General features: G+C 72.8%; 25 protein-coding genes. 22 read left to right on the plus strand and 3 right to left on the minus strand.

The window, feature by feature from the left end:
• Positions 1 to 9: 9 nt before the first annotated feature.
• The 8 genes from FHU40_RS25560 (at position 10) to FHU40_RS25595 (ending at position 8,052) form a co-directional block, all read left to right on the plus strand.
• Positions 10 to 390, plus strand: coding sequence for an MmcQ/YjbR family DNA-binding protein (locus FHU40_RS25560; protein WP_246391565.1), 381 nt, complete (start codon positions 10 to 12; stop codon positions 388 to 390).
• A 79-nt stretch (positions 391 to 469) separates the two neighbouring features.
• On the plus strand, positions 470 to 910 hold the full coding sequence (locus FHU40_RS25565; protein WP_183595341.1) for a MarR family winged helix-turn-helix transcriptional regulator: 441 nt from the start codon (positions 470 to 472) through the stop codon (positions 908 to 910).
• Positions 907 to 1,539 carry a hypothetical protein gene (locus FHU40_RS25570; RefSeq protein ID WP_183595342.1) on the plus strand — a complete coding sequence of 211 codons (633 nt, stop codon included), beginning with the start codon at positions 907 to 909 and terminating at the stop codon, positions 1,537 to 1,539. Before FHU40_RS25565 ends, FHU40_RS25570 begins: the two co-directional genes overlap by 4 nt.
• 267 nt (positions 1,540 to 1,806) lie before the next feature.
• On the plus strand, positions 1,807 to 2,715 hold the full coding sequence (locus FHU40_RS25575) for an ABC transporter permease subunit (RefSeq protein ID WP_183595343.1): 909 nt from the start codon (positions 1,807 to 1,809) through the stop codon (positions 2,713 to 2,715).
• A 22-nt stretch (positions 2,716 to 2,737) separates the two neighbouring features.
• Positions 2,738 to 3,877 carry a sugar ABC transporter substrate-binding protein gene (locus tag FHU40_RS25580; RefSeq protein WP_183595344.1) on the plus strand — a complete coding sequence of 380 codons (1,140 nt, stop codon included), beginning with the start codon at positions 2,738 to 2,740 and terminating at the stop codon, positions 3,875 to 3,877.
• Positions 3,874 to 5,382, plus strand: coding sequence for an ATP-binding cassette domain-containing protein (locus FHU40_RS25585; RefSeq protein WP_183595345.1), 1,509 nt, complete (start codon positions 3,874 to 3,876; stop codon positions 5,380 to 5,382). Before FHU40_RS25580 ends, FHU40_RS25585 begins: the two co-directional genes overlap by 4 nt.
• Positions 5,383 to 5,446: 64 nt before the next feature.
• A complete protein-coding gene (locus FHU40_RS25590; protein WP_183595346.1) occupies positions 5,447 to 6,589 on the plus strand; it encodes a M24 family metallopeptidase in 1,143 nt (380 codons plus the stop codon).
• 38 nt (positions 6,590 to 6,627) lie between these two features.
• A complete protein-coding gene (locus FHU40_RS25595; protein WP_183595347.1) occupies positions 6,628 to 8,052 on the plus strand; it encodes an amidase in 1,425 nt (474 codons plus the stop codon).
• Between the two features lie 9 nt (positions 8,053 to 8,061).
• Here the strand turns inward: FHU40_RS25595 and FHU40_RS25600 are convergent, their stop codons facing one another.
• Genes FHU40_RS25600 through FHU40_RS25610 form a run of 3 tightly spaced genes read right to left on the minus strand, consistent with a single transcriptional unit; the run spans position 8,062 to position 10,690 of the window.
• Positions 8,062 to 8,832, minus strand: coding sequence for an IclR family transcriptional regulator (locus FHU40_RS25600; protein WP_183595348.1), 771 nt, complete (start codon positions 8,830 to 8,832; stop codon positions 8,062 to 8,064).
• On the minus strand, positions 8,829 to 9,698 hold the full coding sequence (locus tag FHU40_RS25605) for a polysaccharide deacetylase family protein (RefSeq protein WP_183595349.1): 870 nt from the start codon (positions 9,696 to 9,698) through the stop codon (positions 8,829 to 8,831). The genes FHU40_RS25600 and FHU40_RS25605 overlap by 4 nt, the downstream gene beginning before the upstream one ends.
• Positions 9,695 to 10,690: an acetamidase/formamidase family protein gene (locus tag FHU40_RS25610; RefSeq protein WP_183595350.1), complete on the minus strand. Its 996-nt coding sequence runs from the start codon at positions 10,688 to 10,690 to the stop codon at positions 9,695 to 9,697. The genes FHU40_RS25605 and FHU40_RS25610 overlap by 4 nt, the downstream gene beginning before the upstream one ends.
• Before the next feature lie 307 nt (positions 10,691 to 10,997).
• Here FHU40_RS25610 and FHU40_RS25615 point away from each other — a divergent pair, with 307 nt between their 5' ends.
• From FHU40_RS25615 to FHU40_RS25680, 14 genes are all read left to right on the plus strand, one after another.
• Positions 10,998 to 12,161 carry an ABC transporter substrate-binding protein gene (locus FHU40_RS25615; protein WP_183595351.1) on the plus strand — a complete coding sequence of 388 codons (1,164 nt, stop codon included), beginning with the start codon at positions 10,998 to 11,000 and terminating at the stop codon, positions 12,159 to 12,161.
• Positions 12,151 to 13,491: an NADH-ubiquinone oxidoreductase-F iron-sulfur binding region domain-containing protein gene (locus tag FHU40_RS25620; protein ID WP_183595352.1), complete on the plus strand. Its 1,341-nt coding sequence runs from the start codon at positions 12,151 to 12,153 to the stop codon at positions 13,489 to 13,491. Before FHU40_RS25615 ends, FHU40_RS25620 begins: the two co-directional genes overlap by 11 nt.
• Complete coding sequence (locus FHU40_RS25625) at positions 13,488 to 13,679, plus strand: ferredoxin (RefSeq protein ID WP_183595353.1); 192 nt, start codon at positions 13,488 to 13,490, stop codon at positions 13,677 to 13,679. The genes FHU40_RS25620 and FHU40_RS25625 overlap by 4 nt, the downstream gene beginning before the upstream one ends.
• A 34-nt stretch (positions 13,680 to 13,713) precedes the next feature.
• Entirely contained in the window at positions 13,714 to 14,736 is a 1,023-nt protein-coding gene (locus tag FHU40_RS25630) for a dihydrodipicolinate synthase family protein (protein ID WP_183595354.1), read from the plus strand.
• On the plus strand, positions 14,733 to 15,722 hold the full coding sequence (locus FHU40_RS25635) for an ornithine cyclodeaminase (protein ID WP_183595355.1): 990 nt from the start codon (positions 14,733 to 14,735) through the stop codon (positions 15,720 to 15,722). Before FHU40_RS25630 ends, FHU40_RS25635 begins: the two co-directional genes overlap by 4 nt.
• Positions 15,719 to 17,206, plus strand: a complete 1,488-nt coding sequence (locus FHU40_RS25640) for an NAD-dependent succinate-semialdehyde dehydrogenase (protein WP_343058054.1) — start codon at positions 15,719 to 15,721, stop codon at positions 17,204 to 17,206. The genes FHU40_RS25635 and FHU40_RS25640 overlap by 4 nt, the downstream gene beginning before the upstream one ends.
• Before the next feature lie 44 nt (positions 17,207 to 17,250).
• Positions 17,251 to 18,168, plus strand: coding sequence for a VOC family protein (locus FHU40_RS25645; protein WP_221200314.1), 918 nt, complete (start codon positions 17,251 to 17,253; stop codon positions 18,166 to 18,168).
• Positions 18,169 to 18,175: 7 nt separating this feature from the next.
• A complete protein-coding gene (locus FHU40_RS25650) occupies positions 18,176 to 18,958 on the plus strand; it encodes an SDR family oxidoreductase (RefSeq protein WP_183595357.1) in 783 nt (260 codons plus the stop codon).
• A 124-nt stretch (positions 18,959 to 19,082) separates the two neighbouring features.
• Positions 19,083 to 19,943, plus strand: coding sequence for a branched-chain amino acid ABC transporter permease (locus tag FHU40_RS25655; protein ID WP_183595358.1), 861 nt, complete (start codon positions 19,083 to 19,085; stop codon positions 19,941 to 19,943).
• A complete protein-coding gene (locus tag FHU40_RS25660; protein WP_183595359.1) occupies positions 19,943 to 20,941 on the plus strand; it encodes a branched-chain amino acid ABC transporter permease in 999 nt (332 codons plus the stop codon). Before FHU40_RS25655 ends, FHU40_RS25660 begins: the two co-directional genes overlap by 1 nt.
• A gap of 67 nt (positions 20,942 to 21,008) precedes the next feature.
• Positions 21,009 to 21,794: an ABC transporter ATP-binding protein gene (locus FHU40_RS25665; RefSeq protein WP_183595360.1), complete on the plus strand. Its 786-nt coding sequence runs from the start codon at positions 21,009 to 21,011 to the stop codon at positions 21,792 to 21,794.
• On the plus strand, positions 21,794 to 22,498 hold the full coding sequence (locus tag FHU40_RS25670; RefSeq protein WP_183595361.1) for an ABC transporter ATP-binding protein: 705 nt from the start codon (positions 21,794 to 21,796) through the stop codon (positions 22,496 to 22,498). The genes FHU40_RS25665 and FHU40_RS25670 overlap by 1 nt, the downstream gene beginning before the upstream one ends.
• Positions 22,499 to 22,531: 33 nt before the next feature.
• Positions 22,532 to 23,836, plus strand: a complete 1,305-nt coding sequence (locus FHU40_RS25675; RefSeq protein WP_183595362.1) for an aromatic ring-hydroxylating oxygenase subunit alpha — start codon at positions 22,532 to 22,534, stop codon at positions 23,834 to 23,836.
• On the plus strand, positions 23,833 to 24,324 hold the full coding sequence (locus FHU40_RS25680; RefSeq protein WP_183595363.1) for an aromatic-ring-hydroxylating dioxygenase subunit beta: 492 nt from the start codon (positions 23,833 to 23,835) through the stop codon (positions 24,322 to 24,324). The genes FHU40_RS25675 and FHU40_RS25680 overlap by 4 nt, the downstream gene beginning before the upstream one ends.
• The last annotated feature ends 10 nt before the right edge of the window (positions 24,325 to 24,334 follow it).

A 24,334-nucleotide genomic window follows, 5' to 3' on the forward strand; every position in this document is an offset into this window, starting at 1 on the left:
GGGTAGACGATGCGCGAGGAGTGGACGGCGATGGCGGTGCTCGAGGACGTCCGGCCGCTGGGCGCGGAGCTGGAGCGCTCGTACGAGGTGTACGTGCGCGGCAGGCTGAAGTTCCGCGTCCAGCAGTTGGTCTACGTGGCCTTCTCCCTCGACGAGCGGGTGATGGGCTTCGCCTTCCCCAAGGAGGAGCGGGCCGCGCTCGTCGCGAGCGAGCCCCACAAGTTCCAGCTGCCGTCGGAGTCGGACCTGCGCTTCAACTGGGTGCACGCCGATCTCGCCGCGCTGGACCGGGCCGAGGCCCGCGAGCTCGTCGTCGACGCCTGGCGGATGGTCGTGCCCCAGAAGCTCTCCCGCGCCTACGACCTCAGCCATCCCGACGGCCCGGGCTGACCATCGGGCTCCCGGACCTCGTGGCGGGACGCCGGTGCGCAGTTCGTGAATGCACTGGATAGTGCAGTATATTCACGATATGCCCGAGACCACCCCCGTCGACCAGGTCATGGAGCTGGTGTCCCTGCTCCAGCGGGACATGGCGCACTCGTTCGCCCGCGACGGGCTCACCGAGGCGCGGGCGCACCTGCTGTGGGTGCTCCAGGACGGTCCGACGACCCAGCGGGCGCTGGCTGACGCGCTGCGGGTGACGCCACGCAACATCACCGGCCTCGTCGACGGGCTGGTCGCCTCCGGCCACGTCGTACGCCGCGCGCATCCGACCGACCGCAGGGCGACCCTCGTCGACCTGACCGAGCCCGGCGCCGACCTGCTGCGGTCGATGACCGAGGGCTACGCGGAGATGCACGAGGTGCTCTTCGGCGGCCTCCCCGACCGCGAGCTCGCCGCCTTCGGGCGCACCCTCGGCCGGGTCGTCGACCGACTCCGGGCCAGGCTCGTCGAGGAGGGGATCGGATGACGCGCCTGTGGGGCTGGATCGTCGTCGGCGTCCGCTTCGAGATCAACCTGTACGTCGCGCTGGGCCGATGGCTGCTCCGTCGGCCCGCGGTGCCGACGGGCGTGACGCCGTGGGGCTACGCCCGCCTGGTCACCCCGGTGATCTGGCTGTGGATCTTCGGGTCCGCGGTGGAGGTCGTGGTGGTGCACGTGATCACGCCCTGGCTCGTGGTCCGGCTGGTGCTCCTCGCCGTCGGCGTCTGGGGCCTGCTCTGGATGGTCGGGCTGCTCGCGAGCTACCGCGTCTACCCGCACCTGGTCGACGACGACGGCCTGCGGGTGCGGCACGGCAAGCGGGCCGACGTCCGGGTGCCGTGGGAGCGGATCGCCCGGGTGACGACGGTCGACCGCGACCTGCCCTCGTCCGTCCGGACCTTCCAGCCATGCCCCGCCGGGGTCGACGGCGAGGGCGGCATCGACCTCCAGATCGGCGTCAGCGGCCGCGCCAACGTGCACCTCGTGCTCACCGAGCCGATGACCGTCCCGGTGTCCGGCGAGCCGCTGGCGGTCACGGCCCTGACGTTCCTGGCCGACGACCCCAGGGAGTTCGTGGCGCAGGTCCGCAGCGCCGTCCGGTCGACCGCGCACTGACCTCGAGCCGGACCCCTCCGACCCGGCCGTTGTCGCCCCCGCATTCCCCGGGAGGGAATCTTGGTCGCGCAGTCGCGACCCCTCCTTCCCCTGCCCCGATGCTTTCGTCCCAGGCACGGGGGCGAGGGAGGAAGAGTGGCCAGCAAGACGAGCACGAGGCGGTCGACCGAAGCGGGTCGCCGCGGCTCTGACACGAGTGCGGATCCGGGTCGCGGGCGCGGCGCGCGCCACCAGGCGACGGATCTGCTCAAGTCCGGTTCGTACGCCGTGCCGCTGGGCCTGGTGCTCATGGTGGTGGTCTTCTCGGTGCTGCGACCGACGACCTTCGGGACCGCCGCGAACTTCCAGTCGCTGGTCACCACCCAGGCAGTGCTGGTGATTCTCGCTCTCGGGCTCACCGTGTTGAGTGCCTCTGGGGCGTTCGACCTGTCGGCGGCCGCGGTCCTCGGCCTCTCGGCCGGGCTGGTCGCCGACCTGACCACCCAGCACCAGATGGGTGCGGTGCCGGCGATGGTCATCGCGCTCGGGGTCGCCGCCCTCGTCGGCCTGGTGAACGCGCTGTTCGTGGTGCTGCTCGACGTCGACTCGCTGGTCACGACGCTGGGCATGAGCACCGTCGTCACCGGCGTCGCGCTCGGCTGGGTCGGCCCGACCGTCATCGGCGGGCTGCCCGAGAGCGTGACCCGGCTCGGACAGACCGACGTCTGGGGCATCGGCCTGCCCTTCTTCTACGCCGTCGTGCTGGCGGCCCTGCTCGCCTACCTGCTGCAGCGCACCGCGACCGGCCGGCACATCTACTTCGTCGGCCAGGCCCGCACAGCCGCACAACTAGTTGGGCTCAACGTCAACCGGATCCGGATCGGCAGCTTCCTGGTCGCCTCGGTCGGCGCCGGCATCGCGGGCCTGGTGCTGGTCGCGCAGACCGGCGCGGCGTCGACGTCGTACGGCGCGCCCTTCCTGCTCCCCGCCTACGCGGCCGTGTTCCTCGGCGCGACCGTGCACCGCGGCCGGTTCGGTGTCGTCGGCACCTTCCTCGCCGTCTACCTGCTCGCGGTCGGGACGCAGGGACTCCAAATGCTCGGGTCGCCGGAGTGGGTGACCCAGGTCTTCAGTGGCGGCGTCCTCGTCGTCGCGGTCTCGGTGGCCACGTTGAGCCGGCGCTCCGGCTCTCGCTGAACAACCGAAAGGAAAGATCGATATGCGTTCCAAGCTCGTCATGGCGGTCGTCGGCACGCTGCTCCTCGCGGGCGCCACCGCCTGCGGGGAGGACAGCACGGCGTCCTCCTCCACCACCACCGGTGACTCCGCCGCTGTCGAGGCCGCCCAGGCGGAGATCGAGGAGGCGTCGACCCCGCTCACCTTCACCGCGCCCGGCCCGCCGCTCGACGCGTCGAAGTCGCGCGGCTCCTCGATCCACGTCGTGGCGCTCAATCTGCAGGTGCCGCTGCTCTCCCACATCTCGGAGTACGTCAGCGAGGTCGGCGGCGAGCTCGGGATGAAGGTCAGCATCCACAACGCCGACGACCAGGTCACCGGCATGCAGAAGGGCATCCAGGACGCCATCGCCCAGCGTGCCGACGCGCTGCTGATCCTCGGCGTCCCCGTGGACCTGGTGCGCTCGGCGCTCCAGGACGCCAAGGCCGCCGGCATCCCGGTGATCAACGTGCTGAACAACCCCATCGACATGGACGCGCCCGGGCAGGGTGCCGGCGAGGAGTTCTACGCCTCGGTCGGCACGGACCTCGGGCTCGGCGGCCGACTGATCGCCGAGAAGGCGATCGTCGACACCGACGGCCAGGCGAACGTCCTCTTCGTCGACTCCGAGGGGCTCTCGCCGCAGCCGCCGGTCGCCGCGGCCGTCAAGGAGACGCTGGGCGAGTGCGACGGCTGCACGCTGGAGACCAAGAACGTGCCCGTCGCCAACTGGGGCACCGACATCACCCCGCTGGTCGTGACCAGCCTGCGCGCCAACCCGAACATCAACTACGTGATCACGCTGTTCGACTCGATGGCGATCTTCGCCACCGCGGGCGTTCAGCAGGCCGGCGCGGCCGGCACGGTGCACGTGGTCAGCCACAACGGCGGATCGGCCGCGCTGAGCCTGGTCAAGAAGGGCGACGTCATGACCGCCGACCCGGGCGTCTCGGAGGAGTGGGCCGGCTGGGCCGCGATCGACCAGGCGATGCGCGGGATGCAGGGCCTCGAGCCGGGCGACCCGATGGTGCCGTACCTCTACCTCGACACCGCGTCGGTCCAGGACGTCGACGTCGAGAACGAGCGCGACGTCTACGGCGACCCCTTCGTGGCCGGGTTCCGCGAGCTCTGGGGCCTGGAGTGACCGAGCCCGACCCGCCGGCGCTCGAGGTCGTCGGGCTCCGCAAGTCCTTCGGTCCGGTCGAGGTGCTGCGCGACGTCGCGCTGTCCCTGCAGCCCGGGGAGATCCACGGCCTGCTCGGGGTGAACGGGTCCGGGAAGTCGACGCTGATCAAGGTGCTCTCCGGCCTGCACCGACCCGACGGCGGCACCATCCGGGTGCTCGGCGTCGAGCTGACGGCGTCGGCCTCCTCGGGCGACCGCGAGGCCATGGGCCTGCGGTTCATGCACCAGGACCTGGGGCTCTGCCCGTCGATGACGGTCGCCGAGAACCTCTTCGTGGGCCGGTACCCGCGCGGCGCGGGTGGCTGGATCGACCGCCGGCGGATGCGCCGGCAGGCCGCCGAGATGCTCGGGAGCCTCGGCGCCGACCACGTCGACCCGGACGCGCCGATCAGCGCCCTCGGCCCAGGCCAGCGCGCCCTGGTCGGGATGGCCCGGGCGCTCGGCGCGCCCGGCGCGGAGCGACCGCGGGTGCTCGTGCTCGACGAGCCGACGACCTCGCTCACCATGCGGGAGACGGCCCAGCTCCTCGAGGCGGTACGCCGGGCCGCGCGCGCCGGCGTCGCCGTCCTGTTCGTCTCCCACGACATGGAGGAGGTGCTCGCGCTCACCGACCGGGTCACCATCCTGCGCGACGGGCGGGTCGCGACGAGCCGGGAGACCGCCGGCCTCGGGGTGGACGAGCTGGTCCGGCTCGTCGTCGGCGACTCGTTCCGGCGCGCCGAGCTCGGGACCTCGGCGGCGCCGGGTGACGCCGTCCTCGACGTCCGCGCGCTGAGCGGCCCGTCGGTGCACGACCTGAGCTTCCGGGTGCACGCCCGCGAGGTCGTCGGACTCACCGGGCTGGTCGGCGCCGGTCACGAGGACGTGCCCTACCTGCTGGTCGGCGCCCGACCGGCCGCCACGCTGGACCTGAGCGTGTCCGGCGTCGCGACCACCCGGTCGGGCCCACGCTGGGCGCGCGCGGCGGGCGTCGCCTTCCTGGCCGCCGACCGGCTCGGCGACAGCGCGATCCCGAACGCCACGGTGCGCGAGAACGCCACGCTGGGCAACCTCCGGCGGCTGCGCCGGTGGTACGGCATCGACTTCGGGAGCGAGTCCGCCGAGTCCGCCGCGATCGTGCGCCGCTACGAGGTGGTCTGCCCCTCCGACCTCGCGCCGCTGCGCAACCTCAGCGGCGGCAACCAGCAGAAGGTGCTCCTCGGCCGGATCGAGGAGAGCCGCGGGTCGCTGGTCGTCGTGCACGCGCCGACCCAGGGCGTCGACGTCGGCTCGCGCCAGCGGATCCTGCGCGCGCTCCGGGACCTCGCCGAGGCCGGGGCCGGGGTGCTCGTCGTCTCCAACGACTACGAGGAGCTGGAGGCGCTGTGCGACCGGGTGCTGGTGATGCGGCGTGGCCGCCTCGTCCAGTCGCTGGAGGGGGCCGACAAGACCCATCACGAGATCCTCGTCGCCGCCGCGTCGTAGCGGCCCGACGCGCCGGAGAAGCCCAGAGAAGCCCAGAGAAGTACCGGAGAAGTGAGGAGCACGCATGCTCGCCGCACCCCTGCTCGACTCGAGTGAGTACGCCGCCCGCCGGGCCGCGCTGACCCGGCGCTGCCGCGACGAGGGGCTCGACGCCATCGTCGTCTGGTCGAAGGGCGGCCACTCCGACTCGGCCGCCGACGTGTTCTACCTGGCCAACTTCTATCCGCGGTTCAACCGGTCCCAGGCCGCCCTCGTCGTACCCGCCCACGGCGAGCCGGTGCTGTTCATGGACGTCCTGGACCCGCGCCGCGACCAGATCCAGGTGTCCGACGTCCGCTTCGCGTTCGACCTGCCCGCGGCCGTGAGCAGCCTGCTGGCGGAGTTCGGCTCGGGGAGTCGGTTCGGCCTCGTCGGCGGCCCGGCGCTTCTCGCGCAGACCTACCTCGAGCTGGTGCGCCTCTCCGCCGCGGACCGGTTCGTCCCGCTCGACGACGCGGTCGTCGACCTGCGCGTGCAGAAGTCGCCCGCCGAGATCGAGCTGATCCGGGCCGCCGCCGAGATCGGCCGCGGCGCGCTCGACGCCATCACCCGGGCCGCGCTGCGCCCCGGGACCACCGAGGCCCAGGCGGTGGCGGCGGGCTACGCCTTCGGCGTCGAGCACGGGACGGTACCGATCGACGCGCTGATCGCCTCCGGTCCGGCCAGCGACTACTACTGCGCCGCCCAGGTGCCGCGGTGGGAGGGTCGGGCGCTGGAGAAGGGCGACCTCTTCCACGTCGACCACGCGGGCTACGTCGGCGGCTACATGTTCGACGCCGCCCGGAGCCTGGTCACCGGGGGCCGCGCCAGCCAGGCGCAGGCCGACCTGCTGGACGCCGCGATCGCCGCGGTCGACGCCGGGATCGAGGCCGTGCGTCCCGGGATGACCGGCGCGCAGCTCTACCAGGTGGTCGAGGACGTGCTCGTCGACCAGGGCGTGAACACGCCCCAGAGCGAGCTGATGGGCCACGGGCACGGCATCGGCCTCGGGTTCGAGTGGCCGTTCGTGCTGCCCTTCGAGCAGCGCACGATCCAGGCCGGCATGACGATCTCGGTCGAGACCATGGCCGCCCGGCCGGGGGTCGGCAGCGTCTACTTCGAGCAGAACGTGCTGGTCACGGAGGCGGGGGTCGAGGTGCTCAGCGCCAGCGACGTCCGCTACTGGTGACCCGACACCCCACGACCCCAGGAACCCAGGAGGACACCATGAGTGGGCCGACCGACATCTGCGACCTCGACGCCGTCGAGACCGCCCGCCGGGTCCGGGCGGGCGACCTCTCGCCCGTGGAGGTGGCCGAGGCCGCCCTCGCTCGCATCGACGAGGTCGACCCGGCGCTGAACGCCTTCTGCCACGTCGATCGCGAGGGCCTGCTGGCCGCCGCTGCGGACCTGGCCGGGCGCCAGGCCGCGGGGGAGGAGCTCGGCCTGCTGGCCGGGGTGCCGCTGGCGGTGAAGGACCTGATCTTCGTCAAGGGCCTCCCGATGGCCGCCGGCAGCCACGCCTACGCCGACTTCGTGCCGGAGCTCGACGACGTGGTCGTCGAGCGGGCCCGGCGTGCGGGCGCGCTGATCGTCGGCAAGACCAACACCGCCGAGCTCGGCCTCGCGGGGAACGGCGTGAACCCGGTCTCGGGCGCCACCCGGAACCCCTGGCGGACCGAGCTCACCACCGGCGGATCCAGCGCCGGCTCCGCGGCCGCGGTGGCCGCGCGGATGTCGCCCCTCGCGGTCGGCAGCGACGCCGCCGGCTCGGTGCGGGTGCCCGCCGCCTTCTGCGGGATCTACGGCTTGAAGGCGACGATGGGCCGGGTCCCGCAGTACCCCAGCTGTCGCGACGAGCGGCTCCCCGGCCTCTCCGGCTTCGAGACCGGATCGCACATCGGGCCGCTGAGCCGGACCGTGCGCGACAGCGCGCTCCTGCTCGCGGCCGTCAGCGGTCCGCACCCCCGCGACCGGCACTCCCTGCCCGCCGCCGACCGCGACTGGCGGGACGCCACCGAGGGCGACGTCCGTGGGCTGCGGGTGGGCTTCTCACCCGACTTCGGCTTCGCTCAGGTCGATCCGCGGATCGACGCCGTCGTACGCCGTGCCGTCGAGGTCTTCGACCGCGACCTGGGCTGCGCGGTCGAGGAGGTCACGCTCCCCGGACCGGACTTCTACGAGCACTTCTGGGCGATGCTGGCCACCGAGACCGACCTGGTCGGCATGCGCCGGCTCGTCGAGCGGCACGGCGACGCGATCTCGCCGCACATCCGGGGGATGCTCCAGGCCGACTGGACCGTCGAGCAGCTCACCTCGGCCGCCATGGCCCGTAAGCAGGTGGTCCGCCAGATGGCCGACATCATGGACCGCTACGACCTGCTGCTGACCCCCACGACGGCGGTGCTCCCGTGGGCGGCGGAGGAGCACGGACCCACGGACCTGCGCGCGTGGTCGCCGTTCGTGGTGCCGATGAACCTGACCGGCCAGCCCGCGGCGTCGGTGCCCGCGGGGCTCACCGACGACGACCTCCCGGTCGGGCTGATGATCACCGGCCGGCGGCTCGAGGACGACCTCGTGCTCCGGGCCTCGGCGGCGTTCGAGGCGGCCTCGCCGTGGCTCGGCCGGCGTCCGGCCGGGCTCGCGGGGTGAGCCCCTGCATCAGCGGGCGAAGTACTCCGCCGTGATGGCGGCGCGGGCCCGGCGCAGGTCGCGGACCAGCCCGGGCACCCGCGCCGGCGGCAGCCGGACCGCCGGTGCCGCGACGGCCAGGGCGGCCATCGGGTGGTCGTTGAGGTCGAGCACCGGCACCGCGACCGCGTGGACGCCGTCCTCGCGCTCGCCGAGGTTGGTGGCGAACCCGGCGGCGCGCACGCCGGCCAGCTCGGCCTCGAACGCGTCGGGGTCGACGATGGTTCGGGCCGTGATCGCCGGCAGCCCGTGGTCGCCGTACAGCGCCTGCCGGACGCTCAGCGGCGTCGCCGCCAGCAGCACCTTGCCCGCGGCGGAGGCGTGCGCGGCCACCCGCCGGCCGGCGATCCGCTTGACGTGGAGGTCGTGCCGGTCCTCGACGACCGCGTCGAGGCAGAGCACCTCGGGGCCGACCAGGATCTGCAGGTTGACGGCTTCGTCGACGAGTCGGCACAGGGACACGAGGTGGGGGCGGGCGATCCGCTCCAGGCTGTTCTGGGAGCTGAAGTGCCGGGCCAGCCGGAGCAGCTCCGGGCCCACCATGTAGCGCTTCGACGTGCGCGCCTGCTGCATGAAGCCCTCCTCCTTGAGGCGGGAGAGCAGCCGGTGCGAGGTCGACGGGGCGATGCCGAGGCGGCGGGAGACGTCCACGACGCGGAGCTCGGGCTGCGAGGAGAGCATGGAGAGCAGGCGGAGCGTGTTGGTGACCGAGGCGAGGCTGTTGCCCGATGCGTTCGTCATGACGGAACGATAGTTCCGATTTTTTCCGGCATAGGGGATGCCGGGGCGGGCGCGGGGCAGCGCGCGGCGTACGCCGCGGCGATCTCGTCGGCGGTGGTGACCCAGACGTCGTCCAGGCCGAGCAGATGGTCGAGGGCCTCGTCGAGGTAGCGCTGCCGGAACGCCTGACCCGTGACGAACGGGTGCAGCGCAAGCGCCATCACCCGGCCGCCGCCCTCGCGGCGCAGCTGGTCGACCTGGTCCTCGACCACGCGGACCAGCTCGGGGCCGGAGTGCCCCCGGAGCACGAACAGGGTCAGGTCGTTGACCTCGACGGTGAACGGCACCGACAGCAGGCCCGGGGTGTCGAGCCAGTACGGCCGGTCGTCGTTGCACCAGTCCAGCACGTACTCCAGGCCGAGCCCGGCCAGGAGCGCGGGGGTCCGGTGGGTCTGGGTGAGCGCCGGGCCGAGCCAGCCCCGCGGCCGCGAGCCGGTCGCCCGGGCGATGGTCTCGACGGCCTCGCGCAGGTGGCCGGCCTCCTCCTCGGGCGGCAGGTCGGAGAGCAGCGTGCTGTTGTCCCAGCCGTGCGCCACCCAGGCCCAGCCGCGCTCGACACCGGCGCGGACGATCTCCGGGTGCTCGAGGCAGGTGGCGGCGTTCACCAGCGCGGTCACCGGGACGCCGCGCCGGTCCAGGCTCTCGACGATCCGCCAGATTCCGGCCCGCGCGCCGTAGTCCCGCCAGCCCTGGTTGAGCACGTCCGGGTCGAGGCCGGCGGTCCGCGGGAACACGCTGATCGCCGGCTTGCCCGGGGTGAAGTGCTCCAGGTTCAGGCCCAGGTAGAACGCCACGCCCTTGTCGCCCGGCCAGGCGAGCGTGGTCATGCCGATCCTCCGGGCAGCGGCGCCCAGCCGGAGCCGTCGCCGAACCACGGCAGCCCGTCGGTGAAGACGTCCTTGGCGATGCTGGCCTGCACCCCCAGCTCGGCGTTGACGACCTGGCTGACCTTGAGGTCGGCCACCATCGAGCACAGGGAGTATGCGTCGATCGGGTCGAGCTCGGGCCGCAGCCGGGCCAGCTCGGCGACCAGGTCCCGCAGGGCCTCCTTGCTGGCCGCGTCGAGCGACTCGCGGAACGCCAGGGACAGCACCTCGGTGGGCGTCTCGGCGCGCGGGCTGGTCAGCGCCGGGCCGCCGCGGAGCACGGTGAACCGCAGCACCGCCTCCTCGGCCGAGGCCTCGAGCGCGGTCAGGTTCACCTCGCCGTACCCCTGGGCGGCGTGGGCGTCACCGGCGCAGAACAGCGCGCCCTCGGCCCAGACCGGCAGGAACAGGCTGGACCCGACGACCAGGTCCGGGACGTCGATGTTGCCGCCGTGCGGACCGGGTGGGATCGAGCTGTGCGGACCCTCCGACCGCGGGGCGACCCCTAGGTAGCCGAGGAACGGGCGGACCGGCACCTCGATGCCCGGCGCGAACTCGACGGTGTCGCCGGTCAGCCGGAAGTGCCGGACCTGGCCCTCGGCGATGTCGTCGGCGAGCAGGCCGATGCCGAGGTGGCCGGGCAGGCTCAGGTTGAAGACGTGGCTGCGCAGCCTCAGGTCGAGCACGTCCACACGCAGCACGTCGCCGGGCCGGGCGCCGTGCACCGCGATCGGGCCGGTGAGGTCGTGCGGGCCGGCCTGGCCGGCCTCGCCGACGAACCTGCCGACGTCCTCGATGGTCAGCTCCGGGGTGACCCGGTTGCCCCAGGCGGTCCAGGTGTCCAGGCTGACGGTGTCCCCGGACTCGATGGTGAGCACCGGGGTGTCGGTGCGGTCGACGGCACCGAGACGGACCGTCTCGCTCGACGCCCGGAGCTCGTGATGCGTGGCCATGTCGCCTCCTCGGATCACCCCGACGGCCGGGGTGTCGCGACTATAGGAACGGCGGGTGCGAGCCGGCCGTCGGCACCGGCCCAACATTCCGCGTCGCGGAAAAGTGGCCGATCGCGGGGTCGGGGCGTTCCGACCCTCCAGGCGGCGGGACCGGAAGAACCGGCCCCGAGATCACGCCCGTTTTTTCTCTCCAGCGAAATCTCTGCCGCTCCGCATGGATCGGCGCCGCACCCGGCGACCAGAGTCGTCGCCGTCAAGCGACGGCGGCCGACTGGGACCGCCGCGCCGGAATCGCAGGAGGAACGTGATGAAGCGCAGGACCCTCGCCGCCGTGCTGGCGACGACGTCGATGCTCGCTGCTGTCGGGTGCGGTGCGGACGGTTCCGAGGAGTCGGACTCCGGGCTGCCCACGGCCGGGATCGCCACCGTGCTCACCACCACCGGTCCGGCCGCGGTCTTCGGCCAGAACCAGCAGAACGCCGTCGCGCTCGCGGTCGCGCAGCTGAAGAAGGACGGCATCGCCGACCTGCAGGTGGTCGCCAAGGAGGACGCCGGCGAGACCAACACCTCGGCGCTGAACGCCTACCGCAAGGTGCTGCGCGAGGACCCCGACGTGGTGGTCGGGCCGATCATCGGCACGATGATGCTGGCGATCCGCCAGGAGGTGGAGCGGGCCCGGATCCCGATGATCACCACCGCCGCGACCACCGCCATTACCGAGGACGACAACGAGTACATCTTCCGGAACTTCCCGAGCTCGGACATGTCGGTGCAGGCCACCTCGGCGTACGCCTTCGACGAGCTCGGCGTGACGAAGCCGGCGATCCTCGCCGACAGCACCGCGTTCGGCCAGGGCGACGCCGAGGCGCTGCTCGAGGCCGCCGACGAGCAGGGCATCGACGTCGTCGCGAACGAGTCGGTCGATCAGAACGCCGTCGACGTCACCGGCCAGGTGGCCCGGATCGAGCGGGCCGGCGCGGACGCGGTCTTCGTGCAGCTGCTCACCGGATCCCCGCTGGCGGTCGCGATCAAGGGCCTGCGCCGGGCCGGCTTCGAGGGCGAGGTCTTCGCGGCGCCGGGCATCACGTCACCCTCGACGCTGGAGCTGCTCACCGACGAGGAGGCCGCCGGGATCTACTCCCCGGGCGTCTCGCTCGACACCGACGACCCGAAGGTCCAGGCGTTCACCGCGGCCTACCAGGCCGAGTACGGCAAGGCACCGGACGTGTACGCGGCGGTGATGTACGACTCCGTGATGACCATCGGCCAGCTGGTCGCCGACGGCGCCGGCTCGGCCGACGAGCTCCGCGACGCGCTGGCCACCCTCGACACCACGGGGATCACCGGCCGGCTCGCCGCCGACGACGAGGGCAACCTCTTCCACACCGTCTCGGTGCTGCAGTTCGACGACGGCAAGGTGGCCACGCCGGTCAGCACGATCGAACTGGACTTCGAGCCCGGTGAGAGCTGAGACCGTCGTCGGGCCGACCGGCCCGACCTCCATGCCTGCGGGGTCCCGCCCCCTGCGGGTCCGGGTGTGGCCGGGGTTGAGCGAGCGCGCGGCGCTGCTCGGCCCCGGCCTCCCGTGGCCGGCCCCGCCGGCGCCTGGCCCGGACCTGGAGGTGCCGGACCCGGAGCGGCTGGACCCGGAGAGGCTGGACCTGGAGGCGCTGGCCGAGCTCGCCGAGGCCGCGGAGCTGCGCGGCCGCGGTGGCGCCGGCTTCCCGTTCGCGGTGAAGCTGCGCGCGGTGGCCGAGCAGGCCGGTCGGACCGGGCTCGCCCCCGTGGTGGTGCTCAACGGCGAGGAGGGCGAGCCGGCCAGCGCCAAGGACCGGGTGCTGATGACGCTCAACCCCGGGCTCGCCCTGGAGGGGCTGCGCCTCGTCGCCGCGGCGCTCGGCGCCGAGACCTCCTACGCCTACGTCAGCGATCCGGCGGCGCGGGAGCGGATCGCCGCGGCCGGTGCGGTGTGGCCGGGCCCGGGCGCCCTGCGGGTCGTCGCCGCGCCGTCGGGGTACGTCAGCGGCGAGGAGACCGCGGTGGTCCGCTGGCTCGATGGCGGACCGGCCAAGCCGACGCACAAGCCGCCGCGGCCCTACGAGTCCGGCGTCGCGGGCCGGCCGACGCTGGTCGGCAACGTGGAGACCTTCGCCCAGCTGGCGCGGCTGGTGCGCCGTCGTACCGAGGGAGACGGCCTGACGGTGCTGCTCACCGTGGGCACCGACCGCGGCGAGCACGTCGTGGTCGAGGTGCCCGACGACCGCACCCTGGGCGACGTCCTCGCCTGGCTGCGGGTCGACGCCGACGAGGTGCTGCTCGGCGGCTTCTTCGGCCGGTTCGTCTCCACCGGGACCCGGGGCCGGCCGCTGCGCGAGCTGGCCTCCCGGGCGCACCCCGACGTGCTCGGCTGCGGCATCGTGCTGGCCCTGCACGACACGTGCCCGGTGAGCGCCGTCGCGCAGGTGCTGCGCTACCTGGACCGCGAGAACGCCGAGCAGTGCGGGCCGTGCTTCAAGGGCATCCCGGCGATGGCCGGGGTCGCCGACGCGCTGGCGGCCGGCACGGCGGGAGCCGAGGACGTCCAGCGGCTCGCGGGCTGGGGGACCAGCCTGCGCGGCCGCGGTGACTGCGGCACCCTCGACGCCGCCTGCGGCGTGGTCACCAGCCTGCTGGAGCAGCGGGCCGACGTCGTGGCCCGCCACCTGGAGGCACCCTGCGGCTGGTGCGCCGACCATCCCGAGCGGCCGGAGGCGACCGCGTTCGCCGTCCCGTGGCCCGCGGAGATCAAGGAGGAGAGATGAGAGTCCAGGTCGACATGACCAAGTGCCAGGCCTACGGGCTGTGCGCGGAGGAGGCACCGGAGGTCTTCGATCTCGACGAGTGGGGCTACCCCGTGCTCGCCGACGACGTCGTGCCCGCCGGCCAGGAGCCGAGCGTGCGGCGCGCGGTCGGCGCCTGCCCCGCCCAGGCGATCAAGACCACCGACTGACCGGCGCGCTGCGCTCGGAAGGAGAAGACCAGAGATGGCCAAGTTCGAACCAGGAAACGCCCGGGCGTGGGCGATGGAGAGCCTGCGCGGGGTGAGCGGCTGTATCCTGCCCTCGTTCACCCTCGACCAGACCGGCCTCAACGAGGCCGCGATCCGGCACGACATCCAGCGGGAGCGAGAGCTGGGGTTCACCGGCTTCCTCATCGTCGGCGAGTGCGGCACGTCGCCGGAGGAGCTCGAGCGGTTCGTGGAGATCTCCGTCGAGGAGGCCGGCGACGACCTGGTCACGATCGTGCAGGCCGCGGCCGGGACCCTCGCCGAGAACCTGGCCATCGTCGAGATGGCGGCCGCCAAGGGCGTCGACCTGGTGATGCCGTCGTACCCGATCTCCTTCTATCCGCAGCACTACAAGGAGATCGTCGAGTACACCCGGGCGATCGCCGACGCCGGCGACCTGGGCGTGGTCGTCTTCGCGATGAACCTGTGGAACTTCATGCGCCTGCACCCGTCGGGCTTCGCCCCGGACTGGCTGGAGGAGATCGTCGAGACGATCCCGAACGTCGTGGCGATCAAGAACGAGATCGGCGACCCGGGCGTGGCGGGCCTGGCCGAGGTCTTCCGCCGGTTCAGCGACCGGGTGATCGTCGCCGACCCGCTCGAGATGAACGCGCCGGCCTGGAGCAGCACCTTCGGCATGCCCTGGATGGGCACCTCCAACTACGAGTACTTCGGCGATGTCGTGCCGCGCATCCACGCGCTCGCCCAGGACCCGGAGCGGTTCGACGAGGCGATGGAGCTCTACTGGCGGGTGCACCCGGCCCGCGCCGCCACCGGCGCGCTGATGCGCGAGGCCAACGCCGGCACGTCGTTCGTGCACCGGCTGCTGTGGAAGTACCAGGGCTGGCTGCAGGGCTTCAACGGCGGACCGGTGCGCAGCCCGCACACCCGGTTGCACGACCGGCAGATGCGCCAGCTCCGCTCGGCGGCGATCGAGGCCGGGCTGCCGATCACCGACGAGGACGATGCGCTCTTCTTCGAGGGGCGGATCCGAGGATGAGGCTGAGCACCGACCCCCAGCCGCTGCACGTCAGCTCGGCGGACATCGCCGAGCACGTGTCCCTGGACCTGGCCATCGAGGCCGCCCGCACCGCCGCGCTCGCCGTCGCCGAGGGGGCGGTCACCACCCGCCGCTCGCAGCTGTTCTTCGAGGGCGGGTGGATGCGGGTGATGTCGGCCGAGGTCTCCTCGCTGGGCGTCTTCGGCTACAAGGAGTTCCACCTGGCCGGCGACCGGCTGGTCCGGTACGCCGTGCACGTCTTCGACACCGCCAGCGGCCGGCCGCTCGGCATCGTCGACGCCGCCCGGATCACCGCGCTGCGCACCGCCGCCACCGCTGCGGTCGCGGTCCGGCACCTGCTCCGGGACCGGTCCTCGGTGCGCCTCGGCGTGGTCGGCACCGGCTCCGAGGCGCTCACCGGGGTGCAGGCACTGAGCCGGGTCGTCTCGCTCGACGAGATCCGGGCCACCAGCCGGAGCGCGGTCAACCGGGAGCAGTTCGCCGACGCCGTACACGCCGAGACCGGCCACGTGGTCGCGGTCTCCGACTCGGTGGAGAAGGTGCTCGCCGACGTGGACGTGGTCTACGTGGCGACCAACTCGGGCGGCCGGGTGGTGCTCACCCACGACGACGTCGCCCGCGTCGGGCTGGTCGCCTCGATCGGGTCTACGCTGCCCGTGCAGCGCGAGCTCGAGGGCGCGGTGCTCGCGAACGCCGACCGGGTGGTCCTCGACACCTACGACGTGCTGGAGGAGTCCGGCGACGCCATCGAGGCGATCGGGGCCGGCTGGGACACCTCCGGCGCCACGCTGCTCGGCACCGCGCTGGGCGCACCCACGCCGGCCGCCGGTGAGCGGGTGGTCTACAAGTCCATCGGCTCGCCCGAGCAGGACCTGGTGCTGGCCGCGCGGATCGTGCAGCACGCCGCCGCGGCCGGCTTCGGCCGCCGGATCGACCCACTCTCGGCTGTGAAGGAGAACCTGTGAGCACCACGCTCGAGCCGTCCCCGTCCCACGACCTCTCCCGGCGCCGGCTGGCCGGCGCGGAGGCGGCGTCGTACGTCGACGGCCGGTGGCTGCGGGGAGGCGGCGACGACCGGCCGGTGCTGAACCCGGTGGACGGCAGCGTGCTGGCCACGGTCTCGACGCTGGCCGACGAGGAGTGCGACGCGGCCGTCGACGCGGCCGCCCGGGCGCAGCCGGCGTGGGCGGCGCTGCCCGCCCGCGAGCGCGGCGAGCTGCTCCGCCGGGTCTGGGAGATCCTGGTCGCCGAGCAGGAGGACCTGGCCCGGCTGATCACGCTGGAGAACGGCAAGTCCCTGGCCGACGCGCGCGGAGAGGCGGCCTACGCCGCCGAGTTCTTCCGCTGGTTCGCGGAGGAGGCGGTGCGGACCCCGGGCGACATGCGCCGGTCCCCGGCCGGCCGGAACTGGATCCTGGTGTCGCACGAGCCGGTGGGCGTCAGCCTGCTGGTGACGCCGTGGAACTTCCCGGCCGCGATGGCGACCCGCAAGATCGCGCCCGCGCTCGCCGCCGGGTGCACCGTCGTCCTCAAGCCGGCCATGGAGACGCCGCTCGCGGCGCTCTTCGTCGCCGACGTGATGCGCGAGGCCGGCGTACCGGACGGCGTGGTGAACGTCGTGCTGCCGGAGCGCACCGGGTCGTCGGTCTCCCGGATGATGCGGGACCAAAGGGTCCGGGCCATCTCGTTCACCGGCTCGACCGAGGTGGGCAAGCTCCTGCTGGAGCAGGCCGCGCGGTCGGTGATGCGCTCGTCGATGGAGCTCGGCGGGAACGCCCCCTTCGTGGTGCTCGACGACGCCGACCTGGACGCCGCCGTCGAGGGCTTCATGCTGGCCAAGTTCCGCAACGGCGGCAGCGCCTGTACCGCGGCGAACCGGATCCTGGTGCAGGAGTCCGTCGCGGAGGAGTTCGTGGGCCGGATCCAGGAGCGGATCGAGGCGCTCCGGGTCGGACCGGGGCTGGCCGAGGAGACGCAGGTCGGCCCGCTGGTCTCGGCCGTCGAGCGGGACCGGGTCGCCGACCTTGTCGACCGGGCGGTCGCCGCGGGCGCGGTGCTGCGGGCCGGCGGCACCCGGCCGGACGGGGTCGGCTACTACTACCCGCCGACCCTGCTCGACCACGTCGACCCCGGCAGCGAGCTGAGCGGCACCGAGATCTTCGGCCCGGTCGCCGCCGTCACCCGGTTCGGCACGCTCGAGGAGGGCCTGGCGCTGGCCAACGACTCGGAGGCCGGCCTGGTCTCCTACGTCTACACCGCGGGCCTGGACCGGGCCCTGGCGGTCAGCCGCCGGCTGGAGTCGGGGATGGTAGGCCTCAACTGCGGGCTGGTCTCGGACCCGGCCGCACCCTTCGGCGGCAGCAAGGAGAGCGGGCTGGGGCGCGAGGGCGCCCACGAGGGGATGCTCGAGTTCATGGAGACCAAGTACGTCGCTACGCCGTACGCGTAGCCAGGGATGCAGCAGGGGCTGCAACAGGGATGGGGTTGTCGCAGATGGCGATCACGCATGTCAGGAGCGTCGGGCTCGCGGTGCAGGACCTGCGTCAGGCGCGGGAGTTCTACTCGCGGTGCTGGGGACTGGAGGAGGTGGACCGGGACGGCGAGCGGATCTACCTCGGCGCCGGCTGCCCCGAGTCGTACGTCATCCGGCTGAGACAGGCCGACGTGCCCCGCGTGGATGCGGTCAGCCTGGCGGTCGGGTCGGCCGCCGAGGTGGACCTGTACGCCCAACGGGTCAGCGAGCACCCGCAGGCCCGGATGATCGACGAGCCCGGTCCCCGGCAGGACCGAGGCGCCGGCTACGGTTTCCGGTTCTTCGACTGCGACGGCCGCACCGTCGAGGTCTCCGCGGACCTGGACCTGCGCCCCTTCCGCGAGGTGGCCGAGGGCGAGCCGCGGCCGCGGAAGATCAGCCACGTCGTGTTCAACACCCGCGACCTGGACCGGACCCGGCTCTTCTACCAGGAGGCGCTCGGCTTCAAGGTCTCCGACTGGGTCGAGGACTTCTTCTGCTTCATGCGCACCGGCGGCACCCACCACCTGCTCGCCTTCGCCCGCTCCGAGCAGACCTCGCTCAACCACGTCTCCTTCGAGATGCGCGGCCTCGACGAGTTCATGCGCGCCACCGGCTCGATGCTCCGGCAGGGCTACTCGATGCTCTGGGGACCGGGTCGGCACGGCGCCGGCGACAACACCTTCGCCTACTTCCAGGACCCGGGCACCCGCTACGTGCTGGAGTACACCACCGCGCTCCAGGAGATCGACGAGGAGCACGGCTGGACCCCGAAGGTGTACACCACCAGCCCCGAGGACACCGACCAGTGGGGCACGTCGAACCCGTTCGACGAGGTGATCCTGGCCGAGATGCACGGCACCACCGACCCGGGCCTGTGGACGCCGGCGCCATGGTGATCCGGCGATGACCCCGGGCGGTCGCGGTGTCCTGGTCACCGGGGGCTGCTCCGGCATCGGACTCGCGGTGGCGCGGGCGCACGCCGCCCGCGGCGACACCGTGGTCGTGCTCGACCGGCAGGAGCCCGCGCAGCCGCCGGGCGAGGGCATCGAGGTGGTCGTCGGCGACGTGACCGTCGTCGCCGACAACGAGCGCGCCGTCGCCCGGGTGCTGGAGGTCGCCGGCCGGCTCGACCACTTCGTCGGCAACGCCGGCATCCACGACGGCGGCCTGCGTCTCGGCGACGCCGACGCCGACACGCTGCGCCGGGTGCTGACCAGGGTGCTGGAGGTCGACGTGCTCGGCTACGCGCTCGGCGCGCACGCCAGCCGGGAGGCGCTGCTGGCGACCGGCGGCTGCATGACGTTCACGCTCTCGGACGCCTCGTTCGAGGTGCAGGGCAACGGCGCCGGCCTCTCGTACGCCGCGGCCAAGCACGCCGGGCTCGGGCTGGTCCGCCATCTCGCCGTGGACCTGGCGCCCGTCGTCCGGGTGAACGCCGTCGCGCCGGGCGGTGTCATCACCGGCCTGGCCGCCGCCGGCGCCACCTCCGAGCAGCCGGTCTTCGCCGACGCCGACGCGATCCGCAACGCCGTGGAGCGGCTCAACCCGCTGCACGTCGTGATGCGGCCCGAGGAGCTCGCCGAGCTCTACCTGTTCCTGGCCTCGCCGGCGGCGCGGGGCATGACCGGGGAGGTGCTCCGCCCGGACGGCGGGCTCTCCGTCGGTCGCGGAAACCCTTGTTCCTAAGGGGTTTCTCGGAGTTTCGAGGGCTTGTTTCCGCCTAGAGGAACCTTTGCCCGATCTGCTGGGCACGTCCTACCGCCCCGTGAACGAATAGCCGCAGACGACAGAGAAGGGAGGCGCCGACACCATGGTCGACTTGATCGTCGCAGGGGTGACCCTCGGGTCCATCTACTGCCTCGCCGGCCTGGGCTTCGTGCTCGTGTTCAACTCCACCGGCGTGGTCAACTTCGCGCACGGCGACCTGGTCGTCCTGGGCGGGATGGCCGCCGCCGCGACCGCCACGGCGCTCGGCACCCCGCCGCTGCTGGTGCTGGCCGCCGTGCCGCTGGCGATGTTCCCGCTCGGCCTGGCGCTGGAGAAGGCCGCGCTGAAGCCGCTGCGCCGCAAGAACTTCAGCTCCGCGATCACGATCAGCATCGCGGTCAGCGTGATCGTGTCGAGCCTGCTGCTGATCGTGCTCGGCCCGGAGCCGCGCACGCTGGCGCCGCTCGTCGACGGCCGGATCGACCTGCTCGGCTCCTCGGTGCCGTGGCAGAGCATCCTCGTGGTCGTCGCCACCGCGCTGCTGTGCGGCTTCCAGTGGTGGCTGTTCCAGCGGACCCGGCTCGGCTACCAGCTGCGGGCCTCGGCGCAGGACCCCGACACCGCCCGGCTGATGGGCATCAAGGTCGACCGGATGACCGCGCTCACCGTAGGCATCGCCTCGTCCTACGCCGGCGTCGCCGGGGTGCTGCTCGCGCCCATCGTGATCCTGGCCAGCGACTCCGGCAGCCCGCTGACCCTCAAGCTGTACGTCGCGGTGGTGATCGGCGGCTTCGGCAGCGCGGTCGGTGCGATCGTCGGCGGTCTCTCGCTCGGCCTGCTGGAGGTGTACATCACGACGTACGTCAGCTCCTCGTACGTCGACGCGATCATCTTCGGGCTGCTCTTCGCGGTGCTGCTCATCCGGCCGCAGGGGATCCTCGGCCGCGTCCAGGAGCGGGTGTGATGATGTCTCCCTCGATGCTGCTGCGCAGCGGCGGCCTGGTCGCCGTCCTGGCGTTCGCGGTCGCGGCGCCGCTGATGGTGTCCAGCCGCTACGACCTCGGCGTGCTCCAGCTCGCGCTCATCAACGCGCTGCTGGTGCTCGGCTTCAACTTCACCGTCGGCTTCACCCGCCGGCTCTCGCTGGGTCACATCGGCTTCTTCGCGATCGGCGCGTACGCGAGTGCGCTGCTCACCACCGAGCACGACGCCTCCCCGCTGGTCGCGATGGCGGTTGGCGTGCTGATCGCCTCGGCGGCGGCGCTGGTCGTCTCGGTGCTCACCAACGGGCTGCACGCGCACTACCTGACCCTGGCGACCCTGGGCTTCGGGGTGATCGTCCAGGTGGTCGCCACCAACTGGATCGACCTCACCGGCGGCTCCAACGGGGTGCTCGGCATCCCGGTGCCCACGGCGTTCGGCATCGAGCTGGTCGAGCCCGAGCAGCAGTACTACCTGGCCCTGGCGCTGCTCGCCGCGGGCGCCGCGCTGATGGCCCGGATCCGGTCCACCAAGCTCGGCCGGCAGGCCGCCGCGCTGCGCCAGAGCGAGCGCGCTGCCGAGTCGCTGGGCATCCGCACCGACCGGATCAAGACGCTGACGCTGGTGCTCTCCGCGGCGTACGGCGCCGTGGCCGGCAGTCTGTACGCGCACACCTACGGGTACGTCGCGCCGGACGCGTTCTCGTTCGCGCTGATGCTCACCGTGCTGGCGATGCTGGTCGTCGGCGGCCCGGGCACCATCGCGGGCCCGATCCTGGGTGCGGTGATCCTCACCTACCTGCCGGAGATGGCCCGCGTCGGCGACGAGTTCTGGCAGCTGATCTACGGCGTGCTGCTGTTCGTGATGGTGCTGTGGGTGCCGAAGGGCCTGGCCGGGCTGGCCCAGCAGGCCATCGCCCTCGCGCGGCGACCACCCGGGCGGAGCGCCAGTCGGCCCGCGACCGAGGCGGTGGCCCGATGAATCACCCCACTCGATTCTCGAGCTCCCCCGCTTCGCTCCTCCGCACGACAATCGATCGGGGACCCCGATGACCGCGCCCGCCCTGGAGACCCGCGGCCTGACCCTGCGCTACGGCGGCGTCACGGCGCTCGAGAGCGTCGACCTCGTGGTCCGGCCGCACACCATCCACGCGCTGATCGGGCCCAACGGCGCCGGCAAGACCAGCTTCATCAACGTCTGCTCCGGCTCCGCGTCGGCGACGGCGGGCACGGTCTCGGTCGGCGGCCGGACCCGGCGAGCCCGGCGGCCCAGCGACGTCGCCCGCTGTGGGCTGGCCCGGACCTTCCAGAACCTCCAGCTGTTCGCCGAGGCGACCGTGCTCGAGAACGTGCTGATCGGCGCCGAGGCGCAGAACGGGGTCGGACCGCTGGCCTCGCTGCTGGGCACCCCGCGCGCCCGTCGGTCGGGTCGGGCCGCCCGGGAGGCCGCGCTCGCCGCGATCGAGTTCGTCGGCCTGGCCGCCGAGCGCGACCACGTCGCCGGCGCCCTGCCGTACGGCAAGCAGCGGCTGCTGGAGATCGCCCGGGCGCTGGCCACCGACCCCGCGGTCGTGCTGCTCGACGAGCCCGGCGCCGGCTTCAACCCCCAGGAGAAGCAGGAGCTGGCCGACCTGGTCCGGGCGATCCGAGACCGCGGCGCCGCGGTGCTGCTGGTCGAGCACGACATGCCCCTGGTGATGGGGGTCGCCGACCGGATCTCGGTGCTGAACTTCGGCACCCTGATCGCGGAGGGCACCCCGACCGAGGTCGCCAACGACCCGGCGGTGGTCGACGCCTACCTGGGCACCGACGCGACGGAAGGGCTGGCCAGCTGATGCTCCGGATCGACGACCTGGTGGTCCGCTACGGCGCGGTCGAGGCCGTGAACGAGGTCAGCCTGACGGTGGCCCCCGGCGAGCTGGTCGCGCTGCTCGGCGCCAACGGCGCCGGCAAGACCACCCTGCTGCGCACGGTCTCCGGGCTGGTGCCCGCGAACACGGGCGCGATCACGTTCGAGGGCATCGACCTGCGCGCCACCAAGGCCGAGGCCATCGCCGCCGCCGGGATCGCGCACGTGCCCGAGGGCCGACGGATCTTCGGCGGGCTCAGCGTCGAGGAGAACCTGATCCTCGGCGCCACCACCCGCGGCCGCGACGCCGACCTCGACGAGGGCTTCGCCCGCGTCTACGAGCTGTTCCCGGTGCTGCAGGAGCGGCGCAACCAGGGTGGCTGGTCGCTGTCCGGCGGCCAGCAGCAGATGCTCGCCATCGGGCGGGCGCTGATGAGCCGGCCCCGGCTGCTGATGCTCGACGAGCCCAGCCTGGGCCTGGCACCGATCCTGGTCCGCCAGGTGCTCGACGCCGTCCGCAGCATCTGCGACGGCGGCACCGCGATGCTGCTCGTGGAGCAGAATGCTCGCGCGGCCCTGCGGATCGCCGACCGGGCCGTCGTGCTCGACCGCGGCCGGGTGGCCCGCGAGGGAGCCGCCGACGAGCTCGCCGACGACCAGCAGATGCGCGCCCTGTACCTGGGCGCCTGATCCCGAGACCCCCGAGAAGCACGAAGGAAGCCCATGTCACCTCGCGAGCTGACCGTCAGCGTGGACGACGACAGGTTCGACGTCCCGCGCGCCTACTTCGCCGACGCCGACGTCTGGCGCCGGGAGCTGGAGGCGGTGTTCCGGCATGCGTGGCTGCTCATCGGCCACGAGTCCGAGGTGCCGGCACCCGGCGACTACGTGACCCGGCGGATGGGCCTGGACGAGGTCGTCCTGGTCCGGTCCGAGGCCGGGGAGCTCCACGTCCTGCTCAACTCGTGCACCCACCGGGGCACGCTGCTGTGCAAGGCCGACGTGGGCAACACCTCCCACTTCCGGTGCGGCTACCACGGCTGGACCTTCGGCAACGACGGCACCCTCCGGGGCGTCCCGCGCGGCCGCGAGCTCTACGGCAAGGACTTCGACAAGAGCCAGCTCGGCCTGCGGGCCGCCCGCGTCGACTCCTTCCACGGGCTCGTGTTCGCCACCTTCGACCAGGAGCTGTGCTCCCTGCCCGACTACCTCGGGCCGATGGCGTTCTACCTCGAGTGCATCCTCGGGGTGTCGCCGGCCGGCACGGACGCGCCGTACGGCTCCTTCCGCTTCACCCACCTCGGCAACTGGAAGCTCGAGGCCGACAACCTCGCCGGCGACGGCTACCACCTGCGCCATGCCCACCGGGCCGGGTTCGAGATGGGCCTCATGGGCGCGCAGGCCGGCTCCGTCGAGGGGGTCTGCGTCCAGTTCGAGCACGGCCACGCGCTGCGGGCGCAGCGCACCGCGACCGACGCGGAGGAGCAGGCGTTCCCCGGCTACCCGGAGGACCGCTGGCCCGAGATCGCGACCCAGCTGAGCCCCGAGCAGGCGCGCATGTTCGCGCACTCGACCGTGATGCACGGGCTGGTCTTCCCGAACATGGCGTTCGTGCACACGCCGCGCGCCGGCGGCTTCGACGACGGCGAGGTCGACGCCGCGATGATGCAGGTGCGCCTGTTCAACCCCCTCGGCCCCGACGAGACCGAGGAGCTCAACTGGCTGGTGACGCCGCGCGACTACCCCGAGGACTGGAAGCTGTCGGCCTTCAAGACCATGCAGCGCCAGCACGGCGCCACGGCGTTCTTCGAGAGCGACGACCTGGAGAACTTCCGCCGGATGCTCCAGGTCAACGGCGGCCGCGAGACCAACCGCCTGGTGCCGGCCAACTTCGACCTGGCCCGCGACGTCGCGCCGTTCACGCCCTGGTTCGACGGGCCCGGCAACGTCGTCGGCGCCGACGTCAGCGAGGTCAACCAGCGGTGGTTCTACCGGCACTACCTCGAGATGATGGGAGCCGACGCGTGAGCAACGACGACGCGGTCGTCGCGTTCATCCGGCACGAGACGCACCTGCTCAACTCCGAGCGGTACGACGAGTGGCTCGGGCTGCTGACCGACGACTTCGAGTACCGGATGCCGATGCCCGTGCTCCGCGACGACCCGACGCAGCCGCGGTACAGCGACGTCTCGCTGCTGGCCTGGGAGTCGGTGCGCTCCCTGACGCTCCGCTTCGAGCGGATCCTCACCGACTTCGCCTGGGCCGACCGGCCGCCGGCCTTCCACCGCCGGCACCTCACCGCCGTCCGGGTCGCCCCGACCGAGGACCCGCAGCGGGTCGCGGTCTCGTCGGACGAGATCGTCTTCCGCTCCCGCGTGCCCGAGGGGTCCACGATGACCTCGGCGCTCCGCGAGGACGTCGTGGACCTGAGCGGCTCCGCGCCGCGGCTGGCGCGGCGTACCGTCCTGCTCGACCAGGACCGCCCCGACCTCGCGCAGATCGCGTTGCTCTACTGATCCGGAGGCG

This window comes from Nocardioides soli (genome assembly GCF_014191495.1).
Lineage (GTDB): Bacteria > Actinomycetota > Actinomycetes > Propionibacteriales > Nocardioidaceae > Nocardioides > Nocardioides soli.

What these genes read in the sequence shown, in the direction of transcription:
- FHU40_RS25560 (WP_246391565.1), top strand. Translation starts at nt 10, where the DNA reads ATGCGCGAGGAGTGGACGGCGATGGCGGTGCTCGAGGACGTCCGGCCG.
- FHU40_RS25565 (WP_183595341.1), top strand. Translation starts at nt 470, where the DNA reads ATGCCCGAGACCACCCCCGTCGACCAGGTCATGGAGCTGGTGTCCCTG.
- FHU40_RS25570 (WP_183595342.1), top strand. Translation starts at nt 907, where the DNA reads ATGACGCGCCTGTGGGGCTGGATCGTCGTCGGCGTCCGCTTCGAGATC.
- FHU40_RS25580 (WP_183595344.1), top strand. Translation starts at nt 2,738, where the DNA reads ATGCGTTCCAAGCTCGTCATGGCGGTCGTCGGCACGCTGCTCCTCGCG.
- FHU40_RS25590 (WP_183595346.1), top strand. Translation starts at nt 5,447, where the DNA reads ATGCTCGCCGCACCCCTGCTCGACTCGAGTGAGTACGCCGCCCGCCGG.
- FHU40_RS25595 (WP_183595347.1), top strand. Translation starts at nt 6,628, where the DNA reads ATGAGTGGGCCGACCGACATCTGCGACCTCGACGCCGTCGAGACCGCC.
- FHU40_RS25600 (WP_183595348.1), bottom strand. Translation starts at nt 8,832, where the DNA reads ATGACGAACGCATCGGGCAACAGCCTCGCCTCGGTCACCAACACGCTC.
- FHU40_RS25605 (WP_183595349.1), bottom strand. Translation starts at nt 9,698, where the DNA reads ATGACCACGCTCGCCTGGCCGGGCGACAAGGGCGTGGCGTTCTACCTG.
- FHU40_RS25610 (WP_183595350.1), bottom strand. Translation starts at nt 10,690, where the DNA reads ATGGCCACGCATCACGAGCTCCGGGCGTCGAGCGAGACGGTCCGTCTC.
- FHU40_RS25615 (WP_183595351.1), top strand. Translation starts at nt 10,998, where the DNA reads ATGAAGCGCAGGACCCTCGCCGCCGTGCTGGCGACGACGTCGATGCTC.
- FHU40_RS25625 (WP_183595353.1), top strand. Translation starts at nt 13,488, where the DNA reads ATGAGAGTCCAGGTCGACATGACCAAGTGCCAGGCCTACGGGCTGTGC.
- FHU40_RS25630 (WP_183595354.1), top strand. Translation starts at nt 13,714, where the DNA reads ATGGCCAAGTTCGAACCAGGAAACGCCCGGGCGTGGGCGATGGAGAGC.
- FHU40_RS25635 (WP_183595355.1), top strand. Translation starts at nt 14,733, where the DNA reads ATGAGGCTGAGCACCGACCCCCAGCCGCTGCACGTCAGCTCGGCGGAC.
- FHU40_RS25645 (WP_221200314.1), top strand. Translation starts at nt 17,251, where the DNA reads ATGGCGATCACGCATGTCAGGAGCGTCGGGCTCGCGGTGCAGGACCTG.
- FHU40_RS25650 (WP_183595357.1), top strand. Translation starts at nt 18,176, where the DNA reads ATGACCCCGGGCGGTCGCGGTGTCCTGGTCACCGGGGGCTGCTCCGGC.
- FHU40_RS25655 (WP_183595358.1), top strand. Translation starts at nt 19,083, where the DNA reads ATGGTCGACTTGATCGTCGCAGGGGTGACCCTCGGGTCCATCTACTGC.
- FHU40_RS25660 (WP_183595359.1), top strand. Translation starts at nt 19,943, where the DNA reads ATGATGTCTCCCTCGATGCTGCTGCGCAGCGGCGGCCTGGTCGCCGTC.
- FHU40_RS25665 (WP_183595360.1), top strand. Translation starts at nt 21,009, where the DNA reads ATGACCGCGCCCGCCCTGGAGACCCGCGGCCTGACCCTGCGCTACGGC.
- FHU40_RS25670 (WP_183595361.1), top strand. Translation starts at nt 21,794, where the DNA reads ATGCTCCGGATCGACGACCTGGTGGTCCGCTACGGCGCGGTCGAGGCC.
- FHU40_RS25675 (WP_183595362.1), top strand. Translation starts at nt 22,532, where the DNA reads ATGTCACCTCGCGAGCTGACCGTCAGCGTGGACGACGACAGGTTCGAC.